General features: G+C 63.3%; 13 protein-coding genes and 1 tRNA gene. 4 read left to right on the top strand and 10 right to left on the bottom strand.

Annotated features, from left to right (window positions below; all coding sequences use genetic code 11):
* Positions 1 to 28 precede the first annotated feature (28 nt).
* The 8 genes from prmC to argS all read right to left on the bottom strand — a co-directional run bounded on the left by prmC (position 29) and on the right by argS (position 11,275).
* Entirely contained in the window at positions 29 to 886 is an 858-nt protein-coding gene (prmC, locus tag M2368_RS15730; protein ID WP_498724695.1) for a peptide chain release factor N(5)-glutamine methyltransferase, read from the bottom strand.
* A 7-nt stretch (positions 887 to 893) separates the two neighbouring features.
* Positions 894 to 1,967 (bottom strand): peptide chain release factor 1, encoded by a 1,074-nt coding sequence (prfA, locus tag M2368_RS15725; protein ID WP_105658405.1) that lies wholly within the window; start codon positions 1,965 to 1,967, stop codon positions 894 to 896.
* A gap of 188 nt (positions 1,968 to 2,155) precedes the next feature.
* Positions 2,156 to 4,417, bottom strand: coding sequence for a transcription termination factor Rho (rho, locus tag M2368_RS15720; RefSeq protein WP_402697268.1), 2,262 nt, complete (start codon positions 4,415 to 4,417; stop codon positions 2,156 to 2,158).
* Positions 4,418 to 4,752: 335 nt separating this feature from the next.
* Complete coding sequence (gene thrB / locus M2368_RS15715) at positions 4,753 to 5,685, bottom strand: homoserine kinase (protein WP_105658403.1); 933 nt, start codon at positions 5,683 to 5,685, stop codon at positions 4,753 to 4,755.
* A 129-nt stretch (positions 5,686 to 5,814) separates the two neighbouring features.
* A complete protein-coding gene (gene thrC / locus M2368_RS15710; RefSeq protein ID WP_105658402.1) occupies positions 5,815 to 6,915 on the bottom strand; it encodes a threonine synthase in 1,101 nt (366 codons plus the stop codon).
* Between the two features lies 1 nt (position 6,916).
* On the bottom strand, positions 6,917 to 8,203 hold the full coding sequence (locus M2368_RS15705) for a homoserine dehydrogenase (RefSeq protein ID WP_105658401.1): 1,287 nt from the start codon (positions 8,201 to 8,203) through the stop codon (positions 6,917 to 6,919).
* Entirely contained in the window at positions 8,204 to 9,625 is a 1,422-nt protein-coding gene (lysA, locus tag M2368_RS15700) for a diaminopimelate decarboxylase (protein ID WP_498724694.1), read from the bottom strand.
* Between the two features lie 6 nt (positions 9,626 to 9,631).
* On the bottom strand, positions 9,632 to 11,275 hold the full coding sequence (gene argS / locus M2368_RS15695; RefSeq protein WP_105658399.1) for an arginine--tRNA ligase: 1,644 nt from the start codon (positions 11,273 to 11,275) through the stop codon (positions 9,632 to 9,634).
* A 166-nt stretch (positions 11,276 to 11,441) separates the two neighbouring features.
* Here argS and M2368_RS15690 point away from each other — a divergent pair.
* The 4 genes from M2368_RS15690 (at position 11,442) to M2368_RS15675 (ending at position 14,246) form a co-directional block, all read left to right on the top strand.
* Positions 11,442 to 11,517: transfer RNA gene (locus tag M2368_RS15690), tRNA-Arg, on the top strand.
* Positions 11,518 to 11,698: 181 nt separating this feature from the next.
* The gene (locus M2368_RS15685) at positions 11,699 to 12,535 is read left to right on the top strand and encodes an SDR family NAD(P)-dependent oxidoreductase (protein ID WP_332487232.1); all 837 of its coding nucleotides are present in this window, start codon (positions 11,699 to 11,701) and stop codon (positions 12,533 to 12,535) included.
* Positions 12,536 to 12,811: 276 nt separating this feature from the next.
* Positions 12,812 to 13,294, top strand: a complete 483-nt coding sequence (locus M2368_RS15680) for a hypothetical protein (protein ID WP_146112314.1) — start codon at positions 12,812 to 12,814, stop codon at positions 13,292 to 13,294.
* Between the two features lie 826 nt (positions 13,295 to 14,120).
* Positions 14,121 to 14,246 carry a hypothetical protein gene (locus tag M2368_RS15675; RefSeq protein ID WP_286134315.1) on the top strand — a complete coding sequence of 42 codons (126 nt, stop codon included), beginning with the start codon at positions 14,121 to 14,123 and terminating at the stop codon, positions 14,244 to 14,246.
* 261 nt (positions 14,247 to 14,507) lie between these two features.
* Here the strand turns inward: M2368_RS15675 and M2368_RS15670 are convergent, their stop codons facing one another.
* Together M2368_RS15670 and M2368_RS15665 are read right to left on the bottom strand one after the other, a co-directional pair.
* Positions 14,508 to 15,299, bottom strand: a complete 792-nt coding sequence (locus tag M2368_RS15670; protein WP_133834474.1) for an ABC transporter ATP-binding protein — start codon at positions 15,297 to 15,299, stop codon at positions 14,508 to 14,510.
* Complete coding sequence (locus tag M2368_RS15665; RefSeq protein ID WP_133834475.1) at positions 15,292 to 16,209, bottom strand: ABC transporter permease; 918 nt, start codon at positions 16,207 to 16,209, stop codon at positions 15,292 to 15,294. The genes M2368_RS15670 and M2368_RS15665 overlap by 8 nt, the downstream gene beginning before the upstream one ends.
* Positions 16,210 to 16,215 lie beyond the last annotated feature (6 nt).

The raw sequence follows: 16,215 nt of genomic DNA, 5'->3' as shown, positions 1-16,215 counted from the left end.
ATTCTTTCATGCACTGGGTGTGGTTTGGTTATTGCGGCGCGTAGCCGGATGTGGCGCGGGCGCGCCCGGTCAAATCTTCATGGCCAGCCACCTGCGTGAAACCGGCCGCGCGCAGCATGGCTGCCGCGGTTTCGCGCTGCACTTCGGCGTGTTCCATCACGTAGTAGCCGCCGGGACGCAAGAGCTTCATGGCTTGGGCGGTAATGGCTCGCGGAATGTCCAGTCCGTCCTCCCCGAGCCCGTACAACGCCATTTCCGGGTCGTGCTCGCGCACTTCCACTTCGCGCGGCACCGCGTTGGGCGGAATATACGGCGGATTGGAGATCACCAGGTCCATGGTGCCTTCCAGCTCCCCGGGAACTTGCGTGGCATCCTGGTGCAGCACGGTGACCCGGTGCGGCTCGCAGTTGGCCCGGGTGTAGCCGATGGCATCCTCCGAGAGCTCCACGGCCCAGACGCTGGCTGCTGGCACTTCGCTGGCCACGGACGCTGCAATGGCGCCGGAGCCCGAGCACAAATCAATGCACCGCGGGGTGCCGATGCCTTGGGCGGCCAGGAAATCAAGGCCGACCTGCACCACGGTTTCGGTTTCCGGGCGCGGGGTGAATACTCCCGGTCCCACCTTCAGCTCCAGGTAGCGGAAGTACGCCACGCCGGTCAGGTGCTGCAGCGGGATGCGGGTGCGCCGGGCGGCCACCAGGGCGGTGAATTGCTCCCGGGATCCAGGGTCGAGGCCCTCGCCACGCAGTTCGCGCAGCTTCAGTTCCGAGCGGTCGATGCCCAGCACGTGGCACAGCAGCAGGTCGACGTCGACGCCGGGGCTTGGCACCCCGGCGTCGGCCAGCGCCGCAATCGCCTGGCGGCGTACGGCAGTGAGTTCTTCCAAGGCGTCGTTACTCGCCCAGCGCTGCCAAGCGCTCTTCCTCGTCCATCTGGATGCAGGATTCAACCACCGGCTGCAGGTCCCCGTCCATCACGGCGTCAAGGTTGTAGGCCTTGTAGCCGGTGCGGTGGTCGGCAATGCGGTTTTCCGGGTAGTTGTAGGTGCGGATGCGCTCGGAGCGGTCCATGGTGCGGATCTGGCTTGCACGCTGGGCCGAGTTCTCCTTGTCGATGATCTCCTGCTGGTGGGCCAGCAGGCGCGAACGCAGCACGCGCATCGCGGCTTCGCGGTTCTGGATCTGCGACTTCTCGTTCTGCATGGCCACCACGATGCCGGTGGGCAGGTGGGTAATGCGCACCGCGGAGTCGGTGGTGTTCACCGACTGGCCGCCGGGGCCCGAGGAACGGTAGACATCGATCTTCAGGTCGTTCTGGTGGATGTCGACTTCTTCGGGCTCGTCCACCTCGGGCAGGACCAGCACGCCGGCAGCCGAGGTGTGGATGCGGCCCTGGGATTCGGTGACCGGCACGCGCTGCACGCGGTGCACGCCGCCTTCGAACTTCAGCTGGGCGTAGACGCCTTCGGCCGGGTCATTCGATTTGCCTTTGATGGCAACCTGGGCGTCCTTGTAGCCGCCGAGGTCGGACTCGTTGAAGGAGATCATCTCCACCTTCCAGCCCTTGTGCTCGGCGAAACGGGTGTACATGCGCAGCAGGTCGGCTGCGAACAGCGCTGCTTCGTCGCCGCCCTCGCCGCCCTTGACTTCGAGGATCACGTCGCGGCCGTCGTTCTCGTCGCGCGGGATCAGCAGGCGGCGCAGCTTCTCCTCGAGCTCTGGCAGGGCGGCGGTGAGGGTTTCCACCTCTTCTGCGAAGTCCGGATCCTCGTCAGCCATTTCCTTGGCTGCTTCCAGGTCCTCGGTGGCGGCGTGCCACTTGTTGTAGGCCTCGACGATGCCGTTCAGCTGTGCCGAGCGGCGGCCGAGCTTGCGGGCCAGCGCCTGGTCGGCGTACACCGCTGGATCCGAGAGCTGCGCCTGGATTGCGGCATGCTCTTCTAGTAGCGACTTGACGGACTCGAACATGGTGGGTGTGCTTCCTTGTTGGCGTTTTCCGCGCAGTGCCGCCGGCTATTGCGGCTGGGGCACTGCTGGAATTCAATTCTAAACGCTGCGCCGGCCGGGGCCGGCGTGCGAGGTGTCACTACGCGCCGATGGCGTCCAGCCAGCTGCCGGTGCGGCAAGCTGGCTGGACGCCATGGCGGTGGGTGGTGCTAATCCTTGTTTGGAGTGGTCTTGTTGACCAGCATCAAGAATTCCGCGTTCGATCCGGTTTCGCGGATCTTCCCGGTGAGCACTTCCAGTGCCTGCTGCGGATCGATGCCCGAGAGCATGCGGCGCAGGCGCCACATGATGCGCACCTCTTCGGCACTCATCAGCTGCTCTTCGCGGCGGGTCGAGGAAGCGTTGACATCCACTGCCGGGAAGATGCGCTTCTCGGCCAGCTGGCGCGAAAGGCGCAGCTCCATGTTGCCGGTGCCCTTGAATTCCTCGAAGATGACCTCGTCCATCTTGGAACCGGTCTCCACCAGGGCGGTAGCCAGGATGGTCAGCGATCCGCCATTCTCGATGTTGCGGGCTGCACCGAAGAAGCGCTTCGGCGGGTACAGCGCTGCCGAGTCGACGCCGCCGGAGAGGATGCGGCCCGAGGCCGGAGCGGCCAGGTTGTAGGCACGGCCCAGGCGGGTCATCGAGTCCAGCAGGACCACGACATCCATGCCCATTTCCACCAGGCGCTTGGCGCGCTCGATGGCCAGCTCGGCCACGGTGGTGTGGTCATCGGCCGGGCGGTCGAAGGTCGAGGCGATGACCTCGCCCTTCACGGTGCGCTGCATGTCGGTGACTTCTTCGGGACGCTCATCAACGAGCACCATCATCAGGTGCACTTCCGGGTTGTTGATGGTGATCGCGTTGGCAATGGCCTGCAGGATCAAGGTCTTGCCGGCCTTCGGAGGCGAAACGATCAGGCCGCGCTGGCCCTTGCCGATTGGCGCGACCAGGTCGATGACGCGCGGGCCGACCAGCTTCGGATCGGTTTCCAGGCGCAGGCGCTCGGTCGGGTACAGCGGGACGAGCTTGTTGAACTCGACGCGTTCGCGGTTGTCCTCTGGCTTCTTGCCGTTGACCGAAGTCAGCTGCACCAGGGCGTTGAACTTCTGGCGGGGGTTCGGGGTCTCGCCCTCGCGTGGCTGGCGGATCGCGCCAACGATGGCGTCGCCCTTGCGCAGGTTGTACTTCTTGACCTGGCCCAGGGTGACGTAGACGTCGTTCGGGCCGGGCAGGTAGCCGGAGGTGCGCACGAAGGCGTAGTTCTCCAGCACGTCCAGGATGCCGGCGATCGGCAATACGACGTCGTCCTCGCTCAGCTGCGGCTCGTCGTCATCACGGCGATTGCGGCGGTTGCGGTTGTTGCGATCGTTGCGGTCGTTGTTGCGATCGTTGCGATCATTGTTGCGCTCGCGGCGGTTGCTGCGGTCATTGCGATCGTTGCGGTCGTTGTTGCGCTCGCGGCGCTCGCGGCGGTCATTGCGGTCGCCACGCTCGGAACGGTCCTCGATGTTCTCCGAGTCGTTCGAGTCGTTGTTGCGCTCGTTGCGATCATTGCGATCGTTGTTGCGCTCAGCACGATCGTTGTTGCGCTCATTGCGGTCGTTGTTGCGCTCGTTGCGGTCGTTGTTGCGCTCGTTGCGGCGGTTGTTGCGCTCGCGGCGCTCTTCGCGGCGGTCGGTGCGCTCTTCAGCGTTCTCCGACTCGGCAACTTCGGTGCGCTCGGTGCGCTCGGTGTTGCGATCGCGGCGGTTGCCACGCTCACGGCGGTTGCCGCGCTCGCGGCGCTCTTCGCGTGCTTCGCCGTTGCTCTCGGCGTTCTCCGCCGGTGCCTCGGCCTGCTCGGCCGCCTGCTCTGCTGGCTGGTCAACCGGCTTGTTGTTCCGCGAGTTGCGGCGCTGGCGTGGAGCCTTGGACTCCTCGGCTGCTGCCTGGTTCTCGGCTGGAGCCTCAGTAGCGGCTTCGTTGGCTTCGGCAGGAGCCGCAACCTTGCCCGAGTCGGTCACACGGCGCGAGGTGCGGCGTGCGCGAGCTGGCTTTTCAGCCGGAGCTTCAGCAGCCGCGCCGGCCTCTGGTGCGCTCTCGGTCTCAGCCTGCGCCTGGGCCGCGGCCTTTGGCGCACGACGTGCACGGGTCTTGGTTTCCTTGGCCTGCTCAGCTGGAGCTTCAGCCTTCGCTGCGGGAGCTTCGGTCTTGGCAGACTTCGCTTCCTGTGCGGCCTTGGCGTCCTTGGCGGCAACGGAACCACCGCGCTGGTGGTCGCCGATGGCCTTGACCAGATCAGCCTTGCGCATCCGCGAACCGCCGGTGATACCCAGCTGCGAAGCCAACTGCTGGAGCTGGGTCATTTTCAAAGAGGCCAGTCCGGCGCTCTTGTTTTCGGAAGTCTTGGTGTCCACGCCTTCGTTGAGGCTCGTGGTTTCGGTCACGAAAGTTCCTTCTGACTCGTAGGATGGGCCGCTTCAAGGCAGGCCCACTATGCCGTAAATGATGTTCAGCAGCCGAAGATTTCGTGGCTACTTCACTTTCTCCCCGCAAGATGGCCCAGAATTCGAGGCAAAACTGCAGTGGATTAGAGAGACTGACATCTCCTAGGCACGAAGACGTACCTGAATGCGGGATATCAAAGTTGCTGCGAACTGCAGGAAGATCCGGGACGGCTGGACGGATGAAATGGGGTTCGAGAACCGAATTTATCCGCATCAACACTGGCCACAAAGGATTCGGACCGGGCTACTGCCCAGCTATCCGGCCTGCCATGGTGTTACAGCACTTCTACTGTAACACCGTTGGCGGCCAGCTTGGGAACTTCAGCACGCCATGACACTGGAGATCCTGCAGAGAATTCATCGATGGCCGCTTGCACGGCAGCGACCTGTTCATCGCAGGCCACCAGGGTCAACACGGTCGGTCCGGCACCGGAAACCACTGCGGCCAGTCCTGCGCCGCGCAGCTTGGCAATCAGCGCCGCGCTTTCGGGCATGGCCGCGGCGCGATAGTCCTGGTGCAGGTAGTCCTTGGTGCCGCCCAGCAGCTGGCGCGGATCGTTGCTCAGCGCATGGATCAGCAGCGCGGCGCTCGCGCTGTTCGCCGCGGCTACCGCGTGGTCGACCTGTGCAGGCAGCGCGCCGCGCGCGACCTCGGTGGACAAGCCGTTGGACGGGATCGCCAGCACTGCGCGCAGGTCCGGGTGCAGGGGCACCTGCACCGAGCTGAAGCTGCCGGCGGCATCGGTGGCAGAGATGCTCAGCCCGCCAAAGACCGCCGGAGCCACATTGTCCGGGTGCCCTTCCCACGCTGCAGCCGCCTGGAAGATCCGCTCGGTCCCGCCACGAGCTGGGGCTGGAAGCAGCGCATCGGCGGCGGCGTAGGCCGCGACAATCGCCGCGGCCGAGGATCCCATGCCGCGCGCGTGCGGGATGTTGTTGTGCGCGACCAGCTGGACGCCAACCGGTTCAAAACCGGCGTCTTTCCAGTAGCGGTGCATTTCCTTGATGATCAGATGCGACTCATCGCGTGGCAGCTCCTGCGCCCCATCGCCGAAAATCTCGACACTGCTGGACCGCGCGGTGCGCACTTCGAGGCGGTCGCGGTATTCCAGGGCCAGGCCCAGCGAATCGAAGCCAGGACCGAGGTTGGCTGAGGTGGCCGGCGGGGAAACGATCAACTTCTGGCCCAGGGCGATCTGCTGCGTCATGGTTCCTTCAAGAATTCGGTGCGATAGGTATCAGGTGCGCAACGGCCCGCCGCGATTGGCTCCCCCGGTCCGGGAGAGCCAATGACGCGGCGGGCCGTCGTGCTGCCGGCGGCTGGCCGGCGAAAGCTGCTAGGCCAGGCCCAGCGCGCCGGCGACCTCGACCACGTCGAAGGCCACCTTCTTCGGCGCAACTTCCGAGCCGTCGGCCTGCTTCAGGGCCCAGTCCGGGTCCTTCAGGCCGTGGCCGGTCACGGTGATCACGATCTTCTTGCCGGTCGGCGCAGTGCCGGCGGCGTGGTGCTTGAGCAGGCCGGCCACACCGGCTGCCGAAGCTGGCTCCACGAAGACGCCTTCGCGGCTGGAAAGCCAGCGGTGGGCTTCGAGGATCTGCTCGTCGGTGACCGAGTCGATCTGCCCGCCGGACTCGTCGCGGGCGGCTTCGGCCTGTTCCCAGGATGCCGGATTGCCGATGCGGATGGCGGTGGCGATGGTATCCGGTTCGGTGATCGGGTGGCCGGCCACGATCGGGGCGGCCCCGGCGGCCTGGAAGCCCCACATGACCGGGTTCTTGGTGGACACCGGCTGCAGTTCCTTGCCGGCTTCGTTGGTCCACTTGGAGGAATACTCCTTGTAGCCCTTCCAGTACGCGGTGATGTTGCCCGCGTTGCCTACCGGCAGCAGGTGGTAATCCGGGGCGTCGCCCAGGAAGTCGACGACCTCGAAGGCGCCGGTCTTCTGGCCCTGGATGCGGGCCGGGTTCACCGAATTCACCAGGAACACCGGGTAGTTCTCGCTGAGCTTGCGCGCAACTTCCAGGCAGTTATCGAAGTTGCCGTCGATCTGGATGATGTCCGCACCGTGGGCGATCGCCTGGGACATCTTGCCCATGGAGATCTTGCCATCCGGCACCAGCACCGCGCACTTCAGCCCTGCCTGGGTAGCGTAGGCGGCGGCCGAAGCGGAGGTGTTGCCGGTGGAGGCGCACACCACGGCCTTGGCGCCGGCAGCCACCGCGGCCGTCATCGCCATGGTCATGCCGCGGTCCTTGAAGGAACCGGTCGGGTTCATGCCCTCGACCTTCAGGTACACCTCGTTGCCGGTCTGCGCCGACAGTGCCGGGGCGTAGACCAGCGGGGTGCCGCCCTCGCCCAGGGTGATGACCTTGGTGTTTTCGTCTACTGGCAGGCGATCGGCATATTCGCGGATCACTCCGCGCCACTGGTGAGCCACGTTAGTTTCCTTCAACTCGCATAACGGATAGAACAGAGTGCACCGCGTCCAGCGCGGTCAGCGCCTCGACGGTGCTGGCCAGGGCCGCTTCGGTGCCCTGGTGGGTCAGGATGCGCAGCTGCGCGCCGGCTTCGGCGTCCACCTGCTGGCTCATCGACTCGATGGAAACCCCGTGCTCGCCGAAGACGGTGGCGATGGCGGCCAGCACGCCGGACTGGTCCTTGACCGACAGGCCAATCCAGTAGCGGGTGTCGATGGCCTCGAAGTCCAGCATCCGTGGCGCCTGGTTAACCGAGCCGTTGGGCAGCGGGGCTCCGGCAGCGATCTGGCGGGCCACGGCAACGACGTCGCCCATGACCGCCGACGCGGTCGGGTTGCCACCGGCTCCAGCCCCGTAGAACATCAGGTCGCCGGCGTTCTGCGCTTCGACGAACACGGCGTTGAACGCGCCATGCACGGTAGCCAGCGGGTGGCTGCGGCGCACCAGGGCCGGGTAGACGCGCACCGAAATCCCAGCTTCGGCCTGCTCGGCGATGGCCAGCAGCTTGATCACGTAGCCGGCGGCGGCCGCGGCCGCGACATCGGCGGCGCTGACTTCGGTGATGCCCTGGGTCCAGACCTGGTCCGAGGACACGGTGGTGTGGAAGGCCAGCGAGGCCAGGATCGCGGCCTTCGCGGCGGCATCGTGCCCGCCCACGTCGGCGGTTGGATCGGCTTCCGCGTAGCCCAGCGCCTGGGCTTCGGCCAGCACGTCGTCGAACGCGGCACCGGTGGTGTCCATGGCGTCGAGGATGAAGTTGGTGGTGCCGTTGACGATGCCCATCACCTTGGTGATGTGGTCCCCGGCCAGCGAGTCAGCAATCGGGCGCAGGATCGGGATGGCCCCGGCCACCGCGGCCTCGTAGCGCAGCTGGGCGCCGTTGTCGGCAGCGATCGCGTTCAGTTCGGCGCCCTTGAGCGCAATCAGCGCCTTGTTGCCGGTGATGACGCTGGCACCCTTGGCAAGGGCGGCGGCGATGTATTCGCCGGCCGGCTCCATGCCGCCGAGCAGTTCGATGACCACATCGGCCTGGGCGATCAGCCCGTGGGCGTCGGTGGTGAAAAGCTCCTGGGGCAGCACTGCATCGCGCTTGGCATCCGGGTTGCGCACGGCAATGCCGATCAGCTGCAGGCCGGCGCCCGAGCGGGCAGCCAGTTCGTTTGCATCTTCCAGCAGGATCCGGGCCACTTGGGCTCCGACCGTGCCGCAACCCAGCAGGGCTACCTTCAGGTTCTTTTCGCCGCTCAATTAAACTCCCATGTCACGGGCCAACAAGTCTGTTTCCGTTTCCCTGCGCACGATCAGACGGGCTTGGCCATCGCGTACCGCTACCACCGCGGGGCGGGTGAGGTAGTTGTAGTTGCTCGACAGCGCCCAGCAGTAGGCGCCGGTGGCCGGAACGGCGATCAAATCGCCGGCCGCCACGTCATCGGGCAGGTAAACGTCCTTCACGACTATGTCACCTGACTCGCAATGTTTCCCAACTACACGAGAAATAATTGCGTCGTTTTGCGTCATACGGCTAGCCAGCACGGCGGTATATTGCGCGTCGTAGAGCACCGGGCGCGGGTTGTCGCTCATCCCGCCGTCCACTGAAATGTAGCGGCGCGGGTGCAGCGCCCCTGAGCCGTCTTCCACCTGGACGTCCTTGCGCACGCCGGCCTCGTAGAGGGTGAAGGTGCTCGGGCCGGCGATGGCGCGGCCCGGCTCGATGGAAATGCGCGGGCATTCCAGCTCGAGTTCGGTGCAGGTCGCCGAGACCACTTCGGCCATCTGGCCGGCCAGCTTGGCCGGGGTGGAGGGGTGGTCCTCGGAGGTGTAGGCAATGCCGTAGCCGCCGCCCAGATCCAGCTCGGGCAGGGAAACACCATGGATCGAGCGGATCTTGGCCAGCAGGCCGAGCATGGTGCGGGCGACCATTGCGAAGCCTTCGGCCTCGAAGATCTGCGAACCGATGTGGGCGTGCAGGCCCAGCAGGTTGATGTTCTGCGCCTCGATCGCCTGGGCGACCGCACGCAGCGCAGGAGAAGTGCCGGAGGCATCGTCCAGGATGGACAACCCGAACTTCTGGTCCTCGTGCGCGGTGGCGATGGCCTCATGGGTGGAGGCGTGCACGCCGGGGGTAATGCGCAGCATGACCTGCGCGCTCTGGCCCATGGCGTCGGCGATCGAAATCACCCGGTCCAGCTCGTCCAGCGAGTCGATGACCAGGCGCCCGACGCCCATTTCGATGGCGCGGGTGATCTCGGCTGCCGACTTGTTGTTCCCGTGCAGCGAGAGGTTGGCAGCGGGCACCTTGGCGGCGTTGGCCACGGCCAGTTCGCCCCCGGAGCAGGTATCCAGGCGCAGGCCCTCGTCGGTCACCCAGCGGGCCACCTCGGTGCACAAGAACGCCTTGCCGGCGTAGTAGACGTCGACTCCCCCGCACAGCTGCCTGAACGCGTCGTCGAAGGCGGTCTTGAAACCCCGGGCGCGGGCGCGGAAGTCGTTCTCGTCGAGCACGAACAGCGGGGTGCCGAACTCGGCGGCCAGCTGGGAGACGGGAAGGCCCTGGATGGACAGTTCGCCGCCAGCCTCGCGGGAAACCCCCGAAGCCCACTCGATCTGTCGAAGTGCGTTGATGTTTTCCGGGAATTGCAGCCATTGCGGGGCTAGCGGCGATACGGCCATAAGGTCTTACATCCTCTCTGGGGCGGAAACGCCCAGCAGTTCCAATCCATTTGCCAAAACGGTGGTGGCGGCGTCGTTCAGCCACAGCCGGGTGCCGTGCACCGGCGCGACCGCTTCGCCTTCGCCCACCGGGGTGATGCGGGTTGCGGCGTACCACGAGTGGTAGGCGCCGGCGACCTGCTCCAGGTAACGGGCAATGCGGTGCGGTTCGCGGAATTCCGCGGCACCGGCAACCACCGACGGGAACTGGCCGAGCACGGCCAGCAGCTCGTTTTCGGTCGGGTCGGTCAGCAGCGCGGCATCGAAGCCGTCACGGGTCACGCCCTTGGCGGCGGCATTGCGGGCCGCGGCGCACGAACGGGCATGGGCGTACTGGACGTAGAACACCGGGTTGTCATTGGTGTTCTTCTTCAGCTGCTCGGGGTCCAGCGCGATCGGCGAATCAGCCGGGAAACGGGCCAGCGAGTAGCGCAGCGCGTCGGCGCCGATCCAGTTGATCAAATCGCGCAGCTCGATGATGTTGCCCGCGCGCTTGGACAGCTTGGCTCCGTTGACGGAGATCAGCTGGCCGATCAGCACCTCGATGTTCTTGTCCTTGTCATCTCCCGCGCAGGCGGCGATCGCCTTCAGGCGGTTGACGTAGCCGTGATGGTCGGCGCCCAGCAGGTAGATCTTCTCTTCGAAGCCGCGGTCCTTCTTGGACAGGTAGTAGGCGGCATCGGCGGCGAAGTAGGTCGGCTCGCCGTTGGCGCGGATCAGCACGCGGTCCTTGTCATCGCCGAAGTCGGTAGTGCGCAGCCAAACCGCGCCCTCCAGATCGAAGATGTGGCCCTGTTCGCGCAGGCGGGCCACGGCGTCAGCCACCGCACCGCCCTCATGCAAGGTGGTTTCGGAGAAGAACACGTCGAAGCTGACGCCGAAGTCGGCCAGGGTGGACTTGATGTCTTCGAGCTGCGCCTTGTAGGCGGCGTCGCGCAGGGCAGGAATTGCTTCTGCTTCGTCCAGCTCGCGCAGCTGCGGGGCTTGGGCCAGGACGGCGTCGCCCAGTTCCTTGATGTATTCGCCCGGGTAGCCGCCCTCTGGCACTGGCAGGCCGTGGATGCGGTTGTACACCGAACGGGCGAAGACGTTCATCTGGTTGCCGGCATCGTTGATGTAGTACTCGCTGGTCACCGAAGCGCCCGAAGCGCGCAGCACGCGGGAGATGGCATCTCCCAGCGCGGCCCAGCGGGTGTGGCCGATGTGCAGCGGGCCGGTGGGGTTCGCGGAAACGAATTCCATGTTGACCACGTGGCCGGCCAGGGCCTCGTTGCTGCCGTAGGCGGAACCCGCCTCGACGATGGTGCGGGCCAGCTCGCCGGCAGCGCCGGCTTCGAGGGTGATGTTCAGGAAGCCGGGACCTGCGATGTCCACGGCGCCGACTCCTGGGACCGAAGCAAGTCGGGTGGCCAGGATCTGGGCGAAGTCGCGCGGGGCCATGCCGGCCTTCTTGCCCAGCTGCAGCGCGATGTTGGTTGCCCAGTCGCCGTGTTCACGGCTTTTCGGGCGGTCCACGCGTACGGTCTCTGGCACCTCGACGGAGATTTCGCCGGCGGCTACGGCTTCGGTGAGGCATGCGGATATTGCTGCGGAGAGTTCTTCAGGAGTCACCGTTCAAGAATACCGGCAATTGCCGTGCTTCTTCAGCATTCATGACTTGCATCGACTGTGAGACTGGCCCGACCCGGTGACTTTTGCAACACATGCGTGCCAAGGTGCTGGAATTGCGCAGATCAAGTGACGACCTGATAGTATTTTTCCTGTTGCCCAGCAACACGCCTCTGTAGCTCAGTGGATAGAGCGTCTGCCTCCGGAGCAGAAGGCCGAAGGTTCGATTCCTTTCAGGGGCACCACCTAAATTGCAGGTCCTGGTTACCAGGGCCTGCTTTTTTTCGCTCTTCTTCTCACGCCGCAGCTCGCGCGAGGCCGCGAACAATCTCCTGTCAGCATTTTCTGGCAGCTTCCCCGTCGCCACAACCTTTAGCTTCGGCTAGGCCCTAAACTCGGATAAACCAACAAGCGCTTAAGGGCACCATGAAAAAAACCATTCTCATTACCGGAGCCAGCGACGGGATCGGGGCCGCATCGGCCCGAGAACTGTCACGACAGGGGCACCAGATTGTCGTTGTCGGTCGGTCGCAAACCAAAACCCAGGCCATCGCCCATGAGCTAGGCGCCAGCTATTTCGTGGCAGACTTCAGCCAGCTCGCACAGGTACGCGGCCTGGCCACGCAGTTGCTCCAGAAGTATCCCCGAATTGATGTGCTGGCTAATAATGCCGGCGGGATCAAGGCAGAGCGCGAACTGACCGTGGATGGATTCGAAAAGACTTTCCAAGTCAATCATCTAGCGCCCTTCCTGCTCACGAATCTGTTGTTGCAACGACTAATCGATTCGGGTGCCACGGTCATTCAGACCGCCAGCATGGCTGCGCGTCTCATGGCCAAATTCGACATTGCGGACCTACAGGGCGAAAACAGCTACTCACCGAGGGCCGCCTACGGCAATGCAAAGTTGGCGAACATTCTGTTCACCTCGGAATTACAGCGGCGCTTTGGCGGTTCCGGGATTAACGCCGTGGCGTTCCACCCCGGGATCGTTGGCACCAGTTTCGCCTCGGACTCCAAGGGGTTATTGAAGTTCCTTTACCACGGTCCGCTTAGGCGCTTCTTCACGGTCGACTCGACCAAGGGTGCCGACCAGCTCGTCTGGCTTGCGGAGGCGAAGCCTGGCGTGCAATTCGAACCGGGCGCCTACTACGAGTCGGGAAAGATCGCATCGAAGGTCAACCCGCTGATCCATGATGAGGTACTAGCGAAGCAACTCTGGGACCGCTCGGCGACCTTGCTTCAAATCCAGAACTGCACATAGGGGATCTCGGAGTCGACCCGACCGGCCTATTCGGGAACTACTGCCGGCATGGACCGGGCTCGTCACCAATCCGAGATGGCGATACCCGCATCAAATTGCCCGCGGCCGCTAACTGCCCACCGCTTGATGGAAAGAGCGATACTCCATCCACTCGACACTGAATTCGCATCGCTACCATTCAAGAGTTCCTCGGCAAACTACCCGAGCGAAAACGCGGGAAATCGAAGTACTCTCATGAACTCTTGATTTTATCCCGCTAAAAGATAATCTTGACACATGACGAAACGCCTCTTTGGAATCATTTCACTTGCTTCTGTGATTGCTTTGGCACTGTCTTCATGCAGCCCTTCGACTTCCCCTGAGACAGCGCTTGGAGAGATTCCTTCGTCAGATACGTCGGGCAGCACCTCGGAATCGCCAGATCCCCTAAAGAAGCATGCCGAATTCCTCGCCCAGAGCGAAGACTCCTTCAAGATTCTCAATGAAACTCATTCCGTGGGCTCGACCACTCTGCGCCTCGGGGATCTTCCCGGAGGATTTGATTCAGTTGGCTTCATAATTTCATGTGATGCAACGTCCCCTTGGGAGATTATCCTGCTAGGTGGATCAAAAACCGGTGCGAGTGGTTGCGATTCGAATTCAGAAATATATACGAGCCTTTCTACCCCGGCACATCAAATCAACACCAATGAGGTACAGCTCGAATTCAAAGTGCCGGTGGGAGTCTGGGTCACTGTTTATGCCACGAATGAAGAATAAACAGGCGTTTCCGATGTTTCATTTGGACACTAGGCGAAAAGCCTAAAGACATCGCGCGGCAGCTGACTGTCCGCGCTAATGATTCGGCGAAAGCCTAACCGGCATTGCCGAGAGGGAACCAAAGCTCCACTTAGAACAATAGCCGGGGAAATTTCGCTTTGTATCGCGCTTACGAGATACCCGGATGCCAAGAATCCTGAATCACTAGAATTGCAAAGCTTAGGGATCAACCGTGGATGACTGGGATGCCGGATGCTCGGGCGCAGCAGGATACAGTTCCTCCGGTAGCCCTATAGTGAATCCTTCCTCACGGATACTATGGCCACCGACCCACAGTGAGTGCCGAGCATACTGGTTACCGTCAGTCAGGTGAACGGATACTGCGCTTCCAAACTGCTCTCCAACCACGACCGACACATTTTCAGGTGTAATGCCGTGGTTCTCTAGAATCTGCCGAGTCTGGCTGACCATCTCGTCATCCAAGTTTCCTCCTGGAAATGGCGAAGTAACCCGGCAAACTCCAGTGCGATCGCCAGCATACGCAGCAACTACCAATTCCGTGCCCGCCTGCTCTAACGAGCTGACGGGTTTGTGGCCATCGCAGGTTTCATCGGAGTATTTCCCAGTCAAAGAGCAACCCGACAGCAATCCAGTGATGAGAGCCAGACCGACGACTCCTGTCGCTGCAGCTATGTACGCGCTACGGGTTCTCAATAGTCCACCATTCGTTTCGCAGAAGGTGTTAATCCTAGGCAGGTTTATAGCAATGCATCTTTAACTGCATGAATATTTCTCAAATTCATATTGAGTATCGAAGATCAGCTGCATGAGTAAACCCATTAATGCCACCTACGATGCCAGAGCTGCGGCCGCGCATGTCGCGCTCTCTCATGAGCTAGCAGTTGAAACGGCAGAAATCGAGTCTTCTAGCATGCCGTACCTCGTGAACTAGGATCTTGACAGCGCAGGCAGGCCGACAGGTGTAGAACTGATCCATCCTGCTGGTCACTGCCCCAGCCATGTCCAGTCTGCTTATCGCCAGCAATGCATGTGCCGAGGCGCTCTATCGCCGTTGCGGGTACCAATGGACAGGACAGCAAGTCATCGACCGGAGCTCGGGACGCGTCGAGCACCGCCTGCGCAAACCGCTGACTTAAACCCGACAGGCCCCGCACCCATCGGGTGCGGAGCCTGCACGGATACTGGCCAGCTGCTACTGCAGCATGGTCTTGTCATCGAGCTGTGCGCCCTTGATCTTGCTGAATTCCTCCAGCAGGCCCTTGACGGTCATCTTGGACTTCTCTTCCTGGTCCAGGTCCAGGATGATCTGCCCGTCGTGCATCATGATCAGCCGGGTGCCCAGCTGCAACGCCTGTTCCATATTGTGCGTCACCATCAACGTGGTCAGCTGGTGGCGTTCGACAATTTCCTTGGTCAGGCGCGAGACCAGCGCGGCACGCTGCGGATCCAGGGCCGCGGTGTGCTCATCGAGCAGCAGGATCTTGGGCTTGGAGAAGGTGGCCATCAGCAAGCTCAGCGCCTGGCGCTGGCCGCCCGAGAGCAGGCCCACCTTGGTCTTCAAGCGGCCTTCCAAACCGAGTTCCAGGCTCTTGAGTTCCTCGACGAACAGCTCGCGCCGCTTGGAGCCTACGCCCAGGCCCAGGCCGCGGAAACGGCCGCGGGCGTAGGCCAGCGCCATGTTCTCCTCGATGGACATGGTCGGCGCAGTGCCGGCCATCGGGTCCTGGAATACCCGGCCGATGTACTTGGCGCGGGTGTAGTCGGCCATCCTGGTGACGTTCTTCCCCGCGATGGACACCGAACCGGCATCGGGCTGCAGCTTGCCTGCAACCATATTCAGCACGGTGGACTTGCCGGCGCCGTTGGAGCCGATGACGGTGACGAATTCACCGTCGGACAGGTTCAGGTTGATGTTGCGCAGCGCCTTGCGCTCGTTGACAGTTCCCGGGAAGAACGTGCGCGACAGATTCTTGATTTCAAGCATTGGTGCGAACCTCTTCCTTGGTTTCAACTTCTGCTGGGGTGCGCTTGAAGTTCTTGATGATCTTCTGGAAGCCCTTCCACTTCGGCAGCAGCAGGGCGACGACGACGAGGACCGCGGAGATCAGCTTCATGTCGTTGACCTCCAGGCCTGCCGACAGGGCCATCTGGATCACCAGGCGGTAGATCACTGCGCCGAAGACCACCGCGATGGCGGCCAGCCAGATGTAGCGCTGGGTGAAGATCGCCTGGCCGACGATGACCGAGGCCAGGCCGATCAGGATCAGGCCGATGCCCATGCCGATATCGGCGAAGCCCTGGTACTGGGCGATGACCGCTCCGGACAGCGCCACCAGGCCGTTGGACAGCGCCAGGCCCAGGATCTTCTGGTTGTCGGTGCTCACGCCGAAGGAACGGATCATTTCCTGGTTGTCGCCGGTGGCCCGCATGGCCATGCCCAGCTCGGTGTGCAGGAACCAGACGATCGCTGCCACGAAGACCAGGCAGACGGCAAAGAGGATGGCCACCGACGCCCAGGAGCCGAGCAGGCCCGAGACGCGCATCGGGCTGATCAGGGTCTCCTCCCCCAGCAAGGGGGTGTTGGCCTTGCCCATGATGCGCAGGTTGATCGAGTACAGCGCGATCATGGTCAGGATGCCGGCGAGCAGGCCGTCGATCTTGCCCTTGGTATGCAGCAGGCCGGTAATGACACCGGCAACCATGCCGGCGAAGAAGGCCAGCACGGTGGCCAGCCAGGGATTCATCCCGTTCACGATGCCCACCGAGGCGACGGCGGCACCGGTGGTGAAGCTGCCGTCGACAGTCAGGTCGGGAAAGTCCAGGATACGGAAGGTCAGGTACACCCCGAGCGCCATGATGGCGTAAATCAGGCCGAGTTCAACCGCTGTGATCATGTGTGG

It is taken from the genome of Arthrobacter sp. JUb119, from assembly GCF_024807995.1.
Classification (GTDB): Bacteria; Actinomycetota; Actinomycetes; order Actinomycetales; family Micrococcaceae; genus Glutamicibacter.
Note: the sequence above shows the minus strand (reverse complement) of the source record. Positions and strands in the feature narration are given on the sequence as shown.